The organism is Nostoc sp., assembly GCF_036917815.1.
Classification (GTDB): domain Bacteria; phylum Cyanobacteriota; class Cyanobacteriia; order Cyanobacteriales; family Nostocaceae; genus Nostoc.
This window is the reverse complement of sequence record NZ_JBALEK010000098.1, coordinates 1-15205: the sequence shown is the minus strand read 5'-3', so window position 1 is coordinate 15205 and position 15205 is coordinate 1. Positions and strand designations below refer to the sequence as shown.

At 44.4% G+C, this 15205-nt stretch carries 8 protein-coding genes; 5 read left to right on the top strand and 3 right to left on the bottom strand.

Annotated elements, in window-relative coordinates:
• Window positions 1-189: 189 nt before the first annotated feature.
• The 3 genes from V7K97_RS29175 to V7K97_RS29165 all read left to right on the top strand — a co-directional run bounded on the left by V7K97_RS29175 (window position 190) and on the right by V7K97_RS29165 (window position 8289).
• Window positions 190-1815, top strand: coding sequence for an efflux RND transporter periplasmic adaptor subunit (locus V7K97_RS29175; RefSeq protein WP_334804449.1), 1626 nt, complete (start codon window positions 190-192; stop codon window positions 1813-1815).
• Window positions 1812-4934, top strand: coding sequence for an efflux RND transporter permease subunit (locus V7K97_RS29170; RefSeq protein ID WP_334804447.1), 3123 nt, complete (start codon window positions 1812-1814; stop codon window positions 4932-4934). The genes V7K97_RS29175 and V7K97_RS29170 overlap by 4 nt, the downstream gene beginning before the upstream one ends.
• A gap of 232 nt (window positions 4935-5166) precedes the next feature.
• Complete coding sequence (locus tag V7K97_RS29165) at window positions 5167-8289, top strand: efflux RND transporter permease subunit (protein ID WP_334804445.1); 3123 nt, start codon at window positions 5167-5169, stop codon at window positions 8287-8289.
• 805 nt (window positions 8290-9094) lie between these two features.
• Here the strand turns inward: V7K97_RS29165 and V7K97_RS29160 are convergent.
• A complete protein-coding gene (locus V7K97_RS29160; protein WP_334804444.1) occupies window positions 9095-10504 on the bottom strand; it encodes an amidohydrolase in 1410 nt (469 codons plus the stop codon).
• A gap of 81 nt (window positions 10505-10585) precedes the next feature.
• On the opposite strand from V7K97_RS29160, the gene V7K97_RS29155 reads away from it, so the two are divergent.
• Together V7K97_RS29155 and V7K97_RS29150 are read left to right on the top strand one after the other, a co-directional pair.
• Complete coding sequence (locus tag V7K97_RS29155; RefSeq protein WP_334804443.1) at window positions 10586-11359, top strand: cysteine hydrolase family protein; 774 nt, start codon at window positions 10586-10588, stop codon at window positions 11357-11359.
• Between the two features lie 160 nt (window positions 11360-11519).
• Window positions 11520-11972: a cupin domain-containing protein gene (locus V7K97_RS29150; RefSeq protein ID WP_334804442.1), complete on the top strand. Its 453-nt coding sequence runs from the start codon at window positions 11520-11522 to the stop codon at window positions 11970-11972.
• Between the two features lie 330 nt (window positions 11973-12302).
• Here V7K97_RS29150 and hpnI read toward each other — a convergent pair whose 3' ends face one another.
• On the bottom strand, window positions 12303-13541 hold the full coding sequence (hpnI, locus tag V7K97_RS29145; RefSeq protein WP_334804441.1) for a bacteriohopanetetrol glucosamine biosynthesis glycosyltransferase HpnI: 1239 nt from the start codon (window positions 13539-13541) through the stop codon (window positions 12303-12305).
• 426 nt (window positions 13542-13967) lie between these two features.
• Window positions 13968-14855 (bottom strand): hopanoid biosynthesis-associated protein HpnK, encoded by an 888-nt coding sequence (gene hpnK / locus V7K97_RS29140; protein WP_334804440.1) that lies wholly within the window; start codon window positions 14853-14855, stop codon window positions 13968-13970.
• Between the last annotated feature and the right edge of the window lie 350 nt (window positions 14856-15205).

Sequence of the window (15205 nt, the reverse complement as noted above, 5' to 3'; positions counted from 1 at the left end):
AATGCGATCAAGGTAGGCTGGTGCCTGCTTGTTTGACGGGAGGCAGCAGCCCACCACAAGAGCATTACCAGGCAGCAGCCCAGGAACGAGAGGTCATTCATAATAAGGATTGTCAGGATTAAAGTCCTGACTACAAACTTTAATTTATTTACGCCTAATTACTTACACTAAAATCCACTGGAGGTTCTGATGAACCATGAAATTCCTAACGAGAGTAACGAGAGTTTGACTGAGAATATTATAGAATCGGAGCTACCACGATCGCCAAAAAAGCGATCGCCAAAAAAGATTATTTGGGTAATTTTGGGCGTGATGGTGCTGGGTGGGTTGGTTTTTTTGGGTATCCATGCGGGTGCAGCTAAGACAGAGAAAACGGGAAAAGCCGATCGTAATAAGCAGCAAGTGACACCTGTATCCGTGGCAATGGTGACACAAAAAACGGTTCCGGTACAATTGCAGGCCATCGGTAATGTGCAATCAGGATCTACGGTATCGATTACGCCCGAAGCCACTGGACGGATTATTGGAGTTTATTTCAAGAAAGGTCAAGATGTGAAAAAGGGACAACTTTTGTTTACTATAGATGACCGATCGCAAACTGCTGCAATCCAGCAAGCTGAAGGCACTGTCGCCAAAGACCAAGCCTCGGTAGAACAAGCTAGATCTGCATTAGCTAGAGATTTGGGTCAGGTAGACCAAGCTAGGGCCACCTTAATCAAAGACCAAGCCTCTGTGCGACAAGCCCAGGCGACTGTGATTAAGGATGAAGCACAAGTAAATTTTGCTCAGGGACAGAGCGATCGCTATGGTGCATTGTACAAGAAGGGCGCGATCAGCTTGGATACAGTACAGCAATACGTTGAAAACATCCGCACCGCTCAAGCAACCCTACAAGCAGATCGAGAAGCGATCGCTAATGTTCAGGCTGTTTTGAAAAGCGATCAAGTGGCACTGACTAATGCTGGTGCAGTTGTCAAGGGCGATGAAGCAGCGATCGCTAATGCTCAAGCTGTTGTTCGTTCCGACCAAGGAGCATTAGACAACGCCAAGGTGCAATTATCTTACGCCAAAATTTATGCGCCAATTGATGGTCGCGCTGGCAATGTTTCGGTGACTCAGGGGAATGTGGTGCAAGCTAACAGCAGTGCTTCGCTGACTCAGGGGAATGCACTGCAAACCAACAGTACAGCCGGTAGCACTAGCAGCACGACTCCACTTGTTACCATCACCCAAATTCGCCCAATTGAAGTTGCTTTTTCCATTCCTGAAACAAATCTACCCCAGGTACAAAAGTATATGCGAAATGGCAAGTTGAAGGTAGATGTGACATTCCCCAATAGTCAAGGTCATTCGACACCAGGTGTTTTGACATCTGTCAATAATACGGTCGATAACACCACGGGAACAATTCAATTGATTGGCCAATTTGACAACGCTCAAGAAAACTTGTTTCCTGGTCAATTTGTCAACGCAACCCTAACGCTGACTGAAGAACCGAATGCAACAGTTGTTCCCTCCCAAGCCGTGCAGAATGGACCCGATGGACAGTTTGTTTTTGTAGTCAAGCCAGACATGACGGTGGAAAATGTTCCAGTTACAGTTAGCAGCACCATTGATGGGCTAGATGTGATTGAGAAAGGACCACAACCCGGTGATAAAATTGTCACCGATGGGCAAGCGAATCTCGTTTCGGGTAGCAAAATCCGCGTCAAAACAGCCGGCAATAACTCAAATGCCGATGGAAATTCCTCGAAGTCAAAAAGAGGAAAGGGGGCAGGGGGAGAATCCCCCAAATCTAGTGGAGGTGATTCATGAACCTCTCAGAACCATTTATCCGCCGCCCGATCATGACGACTCTGGTGATGGCGGCGATTTTGATTTTCGGTTTCATGAGTTATCGTTTGCTGCCAATCAGCGATTTACCAAGTGTAGATTATCCGACAATTCAGGTAAGCGCTTCCCGACCGGGAGCTAGCCCCGAAACAATGGCAGCATCGGTTGCTCGTCCCCTAGAGAAGCAATTTTCTAGTATTGCTGGACTCGATTCGCTCAACTCAACTAGCACCTTGGGTCAGACTCAAATTACCCTGCAATTTAACCTGAGTCGGAACATTGATGACGCGGCACAGGATGTACAAGCCGCGATCTCAGGAGCATCGGGGCAAATTGCGACGGATTTACCAAATCCTCCTACCTACAGTAAGGTTAACCCCGCCGATCAACCCATTCTCTACCTTTACTTAGACTCTCCCACTCTGCCGCTTTCCCAAGTAGACAATTATGCCGAGACTTATCTGGCACAAAAGCTATCTACAATCAATGGGGTAGCACAGGTAGCTGTCTACGGTTCCCAAAAGTATGCGGCTCGAATTCAACTTGATCCGCAGGAATTGGCAACGCGGCAAATTGGGCTAGATCAGGTGGCGACGGCGATTCAAGAGGGTAACGTCGATTTACCTACTGGTAGTCTTTCGGGAAATCACAAGAATTTTACAGTCCAAACTAACGGGCAACTCCAAGATGCGGCTGCTTATCGTCAGCTGATTGTGTCTTATAAAGATGGTGCGCCCATCTATCTTTATCAACTCGGTCGGGTTATTGACAGTGTAGAAAATGACAAGGTAGCAAGTTGGTACAACAATACCCGCGCCATTATTCTCACCATTCAAAGACAACCCGGAACCAATACGGTACAAGTTGTTGACACGATTACGAAATTGCTCCCGAAATTGCGAGACCAGATTCCGGCATCCGTGGAAATTGGGATTCTTTATGATGCGTCTCAGTCAATTAGAGATTCAGTAGATGATGTCAGATTTACCTTGATTTTGACGATCGCTCTAGTTATCTTCGTAATTTTCATCTTTTTGCGGAACCTCTCAGCCACGGTGATTCCCAGTTTGGCGTTACCTGTTTCGCTGATTGGCACCTTTGCGGTGATGTATTTGCTGCAATACTCACTAGATAACCTATCGCTGATGGCGTTGACCCTTTCGGTGGGCTTCGTAGTGGATGATGCGATCGTTATGCTAGAAAATATCGTCCGTCATATCGAAATGGGGGAACGTCCAGTAGAAGCGGCGTTGAATGGGTCGAGAGAAATTGGTTTTACAATTCTATCGATGACCCTTTCCTTAGTTGCAGTCTTCATCCCCATGTTGTTCATGAGTGAAGTGCTGGGACGATTATTTCATGAATTTGCTGTGACGATCGCAGTGGCAATTCTCGTCTCTGGTTTTGTGTCTTTGACTCTGACTCCCATGTTGTGCAGCCGTTTTCTGCGTCCTGTGGATCATACCCGTCAAAGTCGGTTATATCAAGCTTCCGAATATGTCTTCGATCGCTTCCTCGGTTTGTACGATTGGAGTCTCAAAAAAGTTTTAAAATATCATCGTACCACGATGATATTATCAGTCTTTCTATTTGCGGTGACAGTTGGGCTGTTGATGGTAGTTCCCAAAGGCTTTATTCCTAGCCAAGATACCGGACAAATTACAGGCGTTACCCAAGCAGCCCAGGATGCATCCTTTGATAATCTTGTCAAGCATCAGCAGACAGTTGCTAACCTGATCCGCCAAGATCCAAATGTAGATGCAGTCAACTCTAATATTGGGGCGGGAGCCAGTGCTAGTGGCGGTGGGGCAGCAGTTGCAGCCAATTCGGGTAGTTTGTTTATTCGGTTAAAACCGCGATCGCAACGCCAACTTGGGGCTGACGAAATCGTGCAAAATTTGCGAACCAAACTTGCCACTGTTCCAGGTATCCAAGTATTCTTACAAAATCCCCCAGCGATTCCCATTGGCGCCCAACAAAGTACAGGCCTTTATCAAGTTGCACTCCAGAGTTCTGATGTCAAACCCTTACAGGAGTATGTTCCCCAACTTGTGATCAAGATGAAGGAGATGACGGAACTCCAGGATGTGAACAGCGATTTACAGTTTGCTTCCCAAATTAAAATTGACATTGACCGCGATAAAGCGTCAACTTATGGTATAACCGCCCAACAAATCGAAAATACCCTGAGAAGTGCCTACGGTTCTTACCAAGTATCAACCATCTATGCAGCCACCAATGAGTATCAGGTGATTTTGGAATTAGCACCCCAGTTTCAGCAAGATATCAATGCTTTGTTGGCATTATACATTAACTCCAGCACAGGAGTTGCAGTACCTCTGAAGACATTCGCCAAACTATCTCAGGGAGTCAGCCCGTTAATGGTTAATCATAACGGTCGGATGAACGCCGCCACCATTTCCTTTAACCTCGCTCCCGGTGTGGCCTTGGGAAATGCCAACGAAGAGATTGAGAAAGTGATTAATCAGGTGATTCCTGCCAGTATAAGCACCAGCTTTCAGGGTGCAAGTCAGGTATTTCAAAGTTCACTGCCGAGTTTGGGTTTATTGTTAGCGATCGCTATCCTCGTAATTTATCTGATTTTGGGTGTTCTCTATGAGGATTTCATTCACCCAATTACGATTCTTTCCGGTTTGCCCTCAGCAGGTTTTGGGGCATTGTTAACGCTGATAATATTCCATGTCGAACTGAATGTTTACTCCTTTATCGGCATAATTCTCTTGGTGGGCATCGTCAAGAAAAACGGGATTATGATGGTGGATTTTGCAATTGAAGCCCAGCGAGAAGAAGGGAAAAAACCGTCTGAGGCGATTTATCAAGCCTGTTTGGTGCGCTTCCGCCCAATTATGATGACGACAATGGCAGCATTAATGGGAACCTTACCTATTGCGATCGGGTTTGGGGCTGGTTCCGAATCCCGCCGTCCTCTAGGTATTGCAGTTGTGGGTGGGCTAGTGTTTTCTCAGATATTGACCCTCTATTTAACACCCGTGTTCTATATATATATGGAATCGTGGCGGAAAAAGCTCAGTCAAGTTAAGTTCCGGCGGGTATTTTCATTTTCAGGCGGGCGATCGTGATATTTAAACGAACCGCAGAGACGCGGAGGACACAGAGAGGAGAATCAAGAGGGTTTTTGACAAAATGTGTTGAAACCAGATATTAAAGCAGTTTTTTTCCTCTCTCCTGTGTTAAAACCCAACATTCAGTTAAGCATTTCTTTCTTCTCTCAGTGCCCTCTGCGCCTCTGTGGTTCGTTTAAAAAAAATTGACTTTGACAAAGAGTTAAGCCTTAACTCAATAACAAAACCCATGAACCTTTCAGAACTCTTCATCCGTCGTCCAGTCATGACCACCTTGGTAATGATGGGTATCCTCATCTTCGGTCTGATGAGCTATCTCCTATTACCCATCAGTGCCCTACCCAACGTTGAATATCCTTTTATATCTGTCTCCGCTAGTCTCCCTGGTGCCACCCCGGAAACAATGGCATCTTCCGTCGCCGCACCCCTAGAAAGACAGTTTACCGAAATTGCCGGACTCAATTCATTTAATTCCACCAGTTCCACAGGCAGCACCAGCATCTCCTTACAATTTGACTTTAGCCGGAGAGTGGAAGATGCCGCCAAAGATGTCCAGGCAGCCATCTCAGCCGCCGCCGGACAACTGCCCGCCGGAATGCCTCACCCGCCCACCTATCGCAAAGTCAACCCATCTGTCTCACCGGTTCTCTACCTCTACATGTATTCTGAGACACAGCCAATCTCGACAGTAGACGAATACGCAGAGGTAACAGTTGGTCAGCCGATCTCGATGATTGATGGTGTTGCTCAGGTACAGGTCTATGGCCAACAGCAATATGCAGTCCGCGTCCAGCTTGACCCGCGAGAGTTGGCATCAAGGGGAATTGGTCTAAATCAGGTAAAAACTGCTATTCAACAGGGAAATGTTGATTTAGCAACGGGCAGTCTCTCTGATACTTTCAAAAATTATACGATTCAGGCGAATGGTCAACTTACCGATGCTGCCGGCTATCGCCAACTTATTGTAACTTACGCTAATGGTGCGCCCGTGCGCCTTCAAGATTTGGGGCAGGTAATTGACAGTGAACAAAATAACAAAGTCTCGAATTTGTATAACGATGACCAGGTGACAGACCGCCATTCCGTTGTTCTGGCCGTGCAGCCACAGCCGGGTGCCAACACTGTAAATATTGTTGATGCTATTCAGAAACTTTTACCTACGCTCCGCGAACAAGTTCCCAAATCCATTGAGATGGGGATTATGTACGATCGCTCCCAAACCATCCGAGCCTCTGTCAACGATGTAAAGTTTACCTTAGTTCTCTCGATTTGTCTAGTTGTTTTGGTGATTTTCCTATTCTTGCGTGACATCACGGCGACGCTGATTCCCAGTTTGGCGCTACCTGTAGCCATCATTGGTACTTTTGCGGTGATGTATCTATCGGGCTTCTCCCTAGACAACATCTCACTTATGGCGTTGACCCTTTCCGTGGGTTTTGTCGTGGATGATGCGATCGTGGTGTTGGAAAATGTCGTCCGTTATCGGGAAATGGGCGATTCTCCCCTAGAGGCAGCATTGAAGGGATCAAAGGAAATCAGTTTCACCATTTTGTCAATGACCCTCTCCCTGGTGGCGGTGTTCATCCCCATCATGTTTATGAGTGGCATAATCGGTAAATTATTTCATGAATTTGCTGTTACCATCGCTGTGGCAATTTTGGTTTCGGGTTTTGTTTCCCTCAGTCTCACTCCCATGTTGTGCAGTCGTTTCTTAAGTTCACCCCATCAGCAAAGACCAAATCGGCTCTATCAATTTTTAGAAGGGGGATTTGATTTACTACTGCGGGGATATGATTGGACGCTCAAGCCCATCTTAAAATACCGCTTGATGACACTCATTGGTTCTGGTATTCTGCTAATAATGACCGCCTATTTGTTTGTCATCGTTCCCAAAGGATTTATCCCCACGGAAGACACCGGACAATTGATGGGGAACACGAAAGCCGCGCAAGATATTTCTTTTGATGATATGCTGCGTCACCAGCAAAAGGTTGTTGAGATTATTCGCAAAGACCCCAATATTGAAGCAGTTGACTCCATTGTGGGTGCAAGCGGCCCGAACGGTTCAGTCAACGGTGGGCGAATTACCATTCGGCTCAAGCCACGTGATCAACGTCAACTCAGTGCTGACGAAATCATTCAAGAGCTAACCCCCAAATTGAGACGTACAATTGGGATTAAGACATTCCTCCGCTCTCCGCCAGCTATTCCCATCGGTGGTCAACAAACTAATTCTACTTATCAGTTCACGTTGCAGAGCTTGAATTTACAAGACTTGCGCCAATACGTTCCTAAACTTCTAGATAAAGTCAAAACCCTACCAGGACTCCGGGACGTTGACAGCGATTTACAACTCAGCACTCCCCAAATTCAAGTCCAAATTGACCATAACAAAGCTGCCACTCTTGGGATTACTGCCCAACAAGTTGAACAAACCCTCAGTGCTGCCTATGGTTCCAGCCAGGTTTCTACTATCTATACCCCAAATGACCAATTTTATGTAATCTTAGAAGTGAAACCGGAGTTTCAGCGAGATCCCAGTGCCCTATCATTACTATATGTGCAATCGAGTGCTGGAAAACAAGTACCTCTGAGTGCGATCGCTAATATCACCCAGAATGTCGGTCCCCTCACCGTTGCTCACGTTGGTCAACTCCCCTCATCGACTATCTCTTTTGACACCCTCGCAGGAACCTCTCTCAGTCAAGCTACTGATGCTATCAAGCAAGCAGCCAGTGAGTTGTTACCATCAACAATTACCCCCAGCTTTCAGGGTTCAGCCCAAACTTTCCAACAGTCCTTCAACGATTTAGGGGCGCTGTTGTTGGTGTCTATTGTAGTCATCTATCTGATTCTCGGTATCCTTTATGAGGATTTTATTCACCCAATCACCATTCTTTCTGGTCTACCTTCGGCGGGTTTTGGCGCATTATTGACGCTGCTGATTTTCCAGGTTGATTTAAATCTTTACTCTTTTATTGGCATCATTCTGCTAGTGGGTATCGTCAAGAAAAACGGCATTATGCTGGTGGACTTTGCTATTGAAGCCCAGCGAAAGGAAGGTAAAAATTCCTATGATGCCATCTATGCCGCTTGCTTGACTCGCTTCCGCCCGATTATGATGACGACGATGGCAGCTTTAATTGGGACACTTCCCATTGCTTTGGGGACGGGAGTTGGTTCAGAAGCGCGTCGTCCTTTGGGAATTGCGATCGTTGGGGGATTGCTGTTTTCTCAGGTATTGACTCTATATCTGACTCCAGTATTTTACATTTACATGGAAGCATTCCGTAAAAAGCTTGGTCAGCCTAAGTTTTACCGCTTTTTCTTCAAAAAGCCCAAGCTCAACTGAGAATACTGATATTACAGCAGTTTTCAATCAAACCCGCCACAAAAGTGAATCCGAAAACAAAGACCAGCATTGGTTTTAGTACTTTTATCTGTGGCACGCTTGATTGCAATTCGCTGTAACTAAGGTTTTACCCCAATACAGTTCAGTTAAGCAATTTTTTCCTCCTCCTTCTTCTCTCTCCGTGTCGCGCCAGTTGCTTCTCCCAGGGGGAGACGCTATGCGTAGCAAGATCCCCGGAGGGGTACAAGTCTCTTAACCGCAAGGGCGCACTGGCAACTCTATTGCCTCTGCGGTACCCTGCGGGAAGCCGTTCGCGTAGCGTCTCGTAGAGAAGCATCTACGTTAAAAAAATGACTTTGACTCATAGTACTAGCCTTAACCCAACCGTATTGGGTTTTACCCCACCCTAACCCTCCCCTTATAAAGGCTACGGTGTACACACAAGTCTTTTAAAGTTTCCCTACAGCTTTAGATCCCCCCTAACCCCCCTTAAAAAGCAGGGCTGTTTCATTCGTTCAGATCAGAATTTTGTCAAGAGTATCAACCAGAAAATTTAGTGAGTTGGTAATCGAAAAATTACTGTTTCAATCGGTAAATTTAAGTGCGATCGCCTGGTTTTTGACCCAATTAGAGTGTTTAAAAACCTGATTTTTTTGACTGATACGCTTGTAAATTAAGGTCTTTTAGGGAATGAATCAGCCCTGCCTTAAAAAGGGGGGAACCAGATTCAAAGTCCCCCAATTTATCGGGGGATTTAGGGGGATCTCCAAGTACTTAAAATCACAGTCAACCACTTTCAGGGTAATTATTCGTTTCCCAACCCCATGACTGTGCGATAATGTGCTTCAATTTGGGCGACGGTTTCCGACTTACGCTTTGTCTCCCACTGACTCCGATTAAATAATTCTTGCCGCAATTCATCAACATTAATTGTTGTCACTTTCCCATCAGCAACAATTTGCTTGCCATTCACCCAAGCACTATCAACAACATTACTAGGACGACCTAATACTAACAAACCAATGGGATCTGTACGCGGTAGTAATGATAAATTGGTGAGGTCATAAAGTACCAAATCGGCTTGTTTGCCCACGGTTAAAGAACCAAGTTTATCTGCACAATTAAATCCTTTTGCACCTCCCAAAGATGCCATTTCTACTGCTTGTCGGGGTGTAATCCAATGCTGATAATCGAAGTCTGTAACGTTGTGCAATATAGAACCAATTTTGATCGCTTCTAACAAATCTTGGGAGTCATTACTAGAGGCGCCATCACAACCAAAAGTTACATTGACTCCCCCTTGGCGATATTTTAAAATCGGAGCAATGCCACTACCTAAACGTAAATTACTTAAGGGATTATGAACAACTGTAGATTGAGTTTCGGCGAGGATGGCGATATCAGTATCATTTAACCAGACGCAATGAGCTAGAGTTGTGCGATCGCTCAAAAATCCGATTCTTTTCAAATGTTCCACAGCAGTACAACCGTACTTTTCTTGGGCGAGTTTTTCCTGTGCCCTGGTTTCTAGCAAATGGGAGTGACGACAAAGATCATAGCGATCGCTTAACTCGATACATCCCTCAAATAAAGCATCAGTACATAATTGTATCCCTGTTGGTGCAACTAAAATACTCACACCCTCATCTGGACGATGAAATTGTCTCACCGCCTCTTCGATGATTTCCAATGTTGCCGCTCTTGTGCGAAAATAAGGTTGATGATTCTGGGTTGATTCCCCAGATGGCATACCTGCGGTGAGGGATTCATCTTGAATTAGAGGGGCGATAAAGGCGCGAATTCCCACTTCTCTGTAGGCGCGAGTTGCAATAGCGATGGTTTCTAACTCAAGTCCGGGAATTAACACCAGGTGATCTACTACACTCGTACCGCCGGAAAGTAAGGTTTCCACCGCAGTACCCAAGGCGCTAAGATAAACCTGTTGGGGATCGAGAGGCGCAAAATCATACAGTTCCGCCAACCATAATTCTAAAGGAAAAGCTGACATGATTCCTCGCTGCCACATCTCCGATGAGTGGGTGTGGGCGTTGAAAAAACCAGGTAGCAGTAGCTTGTTTTTGCCATCTATGGGAGTACCGATTACCTGTAGATTAGGGGCAATCGCTGCGATAGCACCATCTACAATCTGTACATCTACCGTTGCATAATCATCACTGACGGCAATCAAAACATTCTGAATGGTGAAATTTACCATATTTAACCTTGATTAAGTAATTGTATTTTTAACTGAATTTCAAGTTACAAAATAGAAAATGGCGTTGGGTATTGCAATTTTATGAATCTGCCTTTTCGGACATTGGGAGTATCACCAAATACATGGACAGTGAATGATGCGATCGCAGACATCACTCGTCTTCAAAAGATCCCACAACCCGTTATTTTATCAACAGAAACTAAAACCCTGCGCCTAGACTTGGCAAAAACTGCTATCGTCGTCATTGATATGCAAAACGACTTCTGTCACCCTGATGGCTGGTTAGCGCATATCGGCGTAGACGTAACTCCGGCGCGTCAGCCTATTGAACCTTTGAACAACTTACTTCCAGAACTGCGTGAGGCTGGTGTTCCGGTAATTTGGATAAATTGGGGAAATCGTCCCGACTTGCTCAATATTAGTGCTAGTTTGCGTCACGTCTATAATCCCACAGGGGAGGGTGTGGGATTGGGCGATCCACTGCCAAGTAATGGTGCTAGAGTACTGATGGCAGGTAGTTGGGCCGCAGCAGTAGTAGACGAACTAGAACAGCTTCCCGAAGATATTCGTGTGGACAAATACCGCATGAGTGGGTTTTGGGATACGCCTTTAGATAGCATCTTGCGGAATCTGGGAAGGACAACATTATTTTTTGCTGGTGTTAATGCCGATCAATGTGTCCTAAGTACGTTATGTGATGCCAACTTCTTAGGATATGATTGTGTGTTAGTTAAAGACTGTACCGCTACCACTTCTCCGGAATATTGTTGGCTGGCGACATTGTACAACGTCAAACAATGCTTTGGTTTTGTTACTGACTCCCAAGGAATTTTAACAGCGCTGAAAAAGAGTTAGGAGTAGAGACGCGATTAATCGCGTCTCTACAGGAGTTAGAAATATTTAGTAATTAGTTATTCTCTGATTTTGATTTAGAGATACAACTAACAACTCAATATTCATAACTTGGATTTTAGAAATTTTCATACCCATCGATAACTTCAGAGGGGATAAATAAATGTACGCTACTCGTTGTGTAATTCCGGTGATCAAATCTCCCAAAGATTACCAGGTATATCGCATCAGTCCTAATGATTCTAATCGATTAGCAATTATCTTCGATTCGATAAATGCTAATACTTCCTTGACTTGCTGCATAGAAATTTTTGATGTTGGTGGACAAACACCGCCAAATCGCCATCAGTGGGCGGTGGAGATGTTTTTCGTCCTCAAAGGGGAAGCGATCGCTATATGTGACGGCAAGAGTGTCACGATCAAAACGGGAGATAGTTTATTAGTGCCTCCCACTGGGACTCATTTGATTAAAAACACTGGTTCTAATCGCTTGTACACGTTGACTGTTATGGTTCCCAATGAAGACTTTTCAGAATTGATTCGCAGTGGCATTCCGACGGAGTTAGATGCAGAAGATATGGCAGTATTGGGGAGATTCGATGCTTTGATGTCTTGATAAAATAATTCGTAATTAGTAATACTTCTCTACGAGAGGCTGCGCCAACGGCTACACTCAGTTTGACCATGATATGCATATTCAGCTTTTTAAACTAAAAGTCTTGCCCTGCCTTGTTTCTGGGCTGCTGCCTACTTGTTTGACGGGAGGCAGCAGCCCACCACAAGAGCATTACAAGGCAGCAGCCCAGGAACGAGAGGTCATTCACAGTTGGCTCTCTCTGTCAATGCGTAAGTCCTAGAAATATAAAATCAGTAAAGAGCCTATAAATGAATCGTTCCAGGGTTTTTACAAAACTCAACATACCTTGGTTTTATCGTGTGGACTTACTTAAAGATAGGTAAACTTCTGCCACAATGTCCTAGTCAAAACCTTAATTGATAATTGATAACTTTTATCTTCTTGTACTAGTAACTTTCCATCTTTAGTTAGCTTCATTTGTTGTCCCCGCCACTCTATAGTGTTGCCAATAAAGCCAAAACACCAAATAGCAAAGCTTAACAAGTCCCACCCAGGAACGAGCCACAGAAACTTTTTGACAATTGGATCTTTCAGACTGATATTACCAACAATCCAAGCCATCACCAATCTTGTTACCCAACAGATACATAGTCCTAACCATGCCAGTATTGAACCATCGGTGGCAATCAGCAGCAGCAAGCTGGTGACGATACCATAGGTAAAAATTAGTCCTAGATAACCCCAAGGACGAGAAACTCGTTTACAACGCGCCCAACGAATCTGGCGCTTGATGGTATCAAATAAGTTGTTGCTTGTTTGTACGTGTTCAACTACATAGTCGGAAAGCACAACTTTGTAACCTGCTTGGACAGGTAAATAGCCAAGTTGGAAATCATCTGCTAAGTAATCAGCGATCGCTTCAAACCCACCGATCGCTTCTAGGACTTTTTTCGGGATGACAATGGTGGAACCAAAGGCGTATTTTATCCCATTTTCCTGGATGTTGCTGACTAAAACCCCAGCATGAAACTCGGTAGTAGTGCCAATAGCCTCTAATGTCGATATCCATCCTTGAGTTAAGGAGCGATACATACAGGTAACTACACCCACGCTTTTGTCTTGCAAGGGTTGGATAACTCTTTGCAAATAGTCTGTTCCAACTCGGATATCACTATCAGCAAGGAGGAGAATGTCATATTTAGCTTTGATTGCGGCATTGGCCAAGTTGCTAACTTTCAGATTAGTACCGATGATGCGATCGCTTACGATCAACACAATATCCAAGTCTGAAAAATTATGGATGATTTTCTCTACAACCTCTATGCAAGGATCTTTAGAGTTTCGTACCGCAAAGATGATTTGATATTTTCGATAGTTCTGCTGACAAAATGACGCGAGATTTTCATAAGCATCGCTATCAAGCCCACAAATCGGTTTGAGAATACTAACAGGTGGATGAAACTCTAGATCAATTGGCTGAGGTTCAGCAAAAAAAGTTATTGCTGCATAAATTGCATAACAATAAAACCATACAGATGATATGCACAAAAATAGTAATAAATCAATGATAATCAGGTGAAGATTTGTTAAGAAAGTAGATACAAACATGGATATTGATTAGCCGGCAAATAATATTAGCATTTTCTAGATTCGTTGCCGAGGAGTTTAGGTTTTTTTTATGTACGTCAGATGAAATTGTGATGACAAAGTTATGACTTTTGAATTCTTCTTTAGCTAGTACGACACGGCGGAAATAAAGCAACCATTTTAAATAGCCAGAAAGCCTACAAAATAAGCATTCTTTCTTTTTACTTTTGCCTTTTTACTTTTGCCTTGTTGTACTAGTAGTCCGTCAAGTTTAAATTGAGGGGTATTAATTTAGTTCGTAGTTGCGCTTTAGCGCTAAAGCGCAACTACGAACCCCTCAAAACTAGCTTGACAGACTACTAGTACGACACGGCGGAAATAAAGCAACCATTTTAAATAGCCAGAAAGCCTACAAAATAAGCATTCTTTCTTTTTACTTTTGCCTTTTTACTTTTGCCTTCTTGTACTAGTATGTTGGGATAGGAAATGGTGGTTGGTAATTTCAAAGCCGTTACTAAGGAGGGCTTCGCGCACCTCATCGCTTAATAAGGCAGCAAGTTCTGCTTCACCTGCCTCGACATCTTCATTCAAAGAATCGCCATGAATAGCGAACGCTGGATGAGAGTAAATCTCTACCAAGTCTGCCTGGATTTGGGGTATCAACCCAAGTAAGTATTCCTCAGTAATGCCACCAGTTTGCAATAAACCGTAAACTCTTTGAGTAAAGCTAATACCTTCAGACTTTAGCATCTTCTCACCATAGCGGCGTAGTCTGCCAAATACTCCCCACCAAACTAGCTTTGTCAGTAAATTACTGCGATTAACTCTCAGGGTTAACCCCAATTCTTCACTTGGCAGCCGAATTACTTTAATATCAAATTCTGGTGCCAGTTCAACTAAAATACGCAACACCACTGGATGGATATGCAAATGCAAATGTCCATCTACATGAGAGAGAGGTAAACCAGTCGAACGGTATTTTTCTAACTGGGCGCGAATTTCTTGCCGCAGTTCTTGATGGGTTTCTTTGACAAATTGATAGCGCAACCCAGCCAAAAATGGACTGTTGGAAAAGTTACCTTCTTTGTCAACTAAATGGGGAATTTGCTCTGGCGGTAGCAAGGAACGTCCACATATCAACACGAGATGTAGTCCAACAGCCAGGTTGGGGTGGGAATTTGCCAAGGTGACAGCCTCTTTTGCAGCATCAGCGCTCACCATCAGGCTGGTGCTAGTTAGCACTCCTTCTTTGTGTGCTTTGATAATTGCTTGATTAACTCCTTGAGAGAAACCAAAGTCATCACCATTGATGATGGCGAATCGCTGTGCTTGCATAAGGTTTGTATTTTTTCTGATAATTGAGCTATTGAGTGAGACTAATTACTAATTCTGTATGAGGATGCGCCAAACTAGATGAGGAACGAACCGCATTCGCGTTAGCGTCTCCCCTTCTCACATTGGGAGAGGCTAGCGCCAAGGGAGAAGGGCGCATTCGCGCAGCGTCTCGTAAGAGTTGGACACAAAGAAAGAAAATTTGGCGCAGCCTCAGAGGTTGTTTGAAAAGTAATTTCTTGTGATTTTGGACACTTGTTGATCCCCCCTAACCCCCCTTAAAAAGCAGGGCTGTTTCATTCGTTCAGATCAGAATTTTGTCAAGAGTATCAACCAGAAAATTTAGTGAGTTG

What these genes read in the sequence shown, in the direction of transcription:
- V7K97_RS29175 (WP_334804449.1), top strand. Translation starts at nt 190, where the DNA reads ATGAACCATGAAATTCCTAACGAGAGTAACGAGAGTTTGACTGAGAAT.
- V7K97_RS29170 (WP_334804447.1), top strand. Translation starts at nt 1,812, where the DNA reads ATGAACCTCTCAGAACCATTTATCCGCCGCCCGATCATGACGACTCTG.
- V7K97_RS29165 (WP_334804445.1), top strand. Translation starts at nt 5,167, where the DNA reads ATGAACCTTTCAGAACTCTTCATCCGTCGTCCAGTCATGACCACCTTG.
- V7K97_RS29160 (WP_334804444.1), bottom strand. Translation starts at nt 10,504, where the DNA reads ATGGTAAATTTCACCATTCAGAATGTTTTGATTGCCGTCAGTGATGAT.
- V7K97_RS29155 (WP_334804443.1), top strand. Translation starts at nt 10,586, where the DNA reads ATGAATCTGCCTTTTCGGACATTGGGAGTATCACCAAATACATGGACA.
- V7K97_RS29150 (WP_334804442.1), top strand. Translation starts at nt 11,520, where the DNA reads ATGTACGCTACTCGTTGTGTAATTCCGGTGATCAAATCTCCCAAAGAT.
- hpnI (WP_334804441.1), bottom strand. Translation starts at nt 13,541, where the DNA reads ATGTTTGTATCTACTTTCTTAACAAATCTTCACCTGATTATCATTGAT.
- hpnK (WP_334804440.1), bottom strand. Translation starts at nt 14,855, where the DNA reads ATGCAAGCACAGCGATTCGCCATCATCAATGGTGATGACTTTGGTTTC.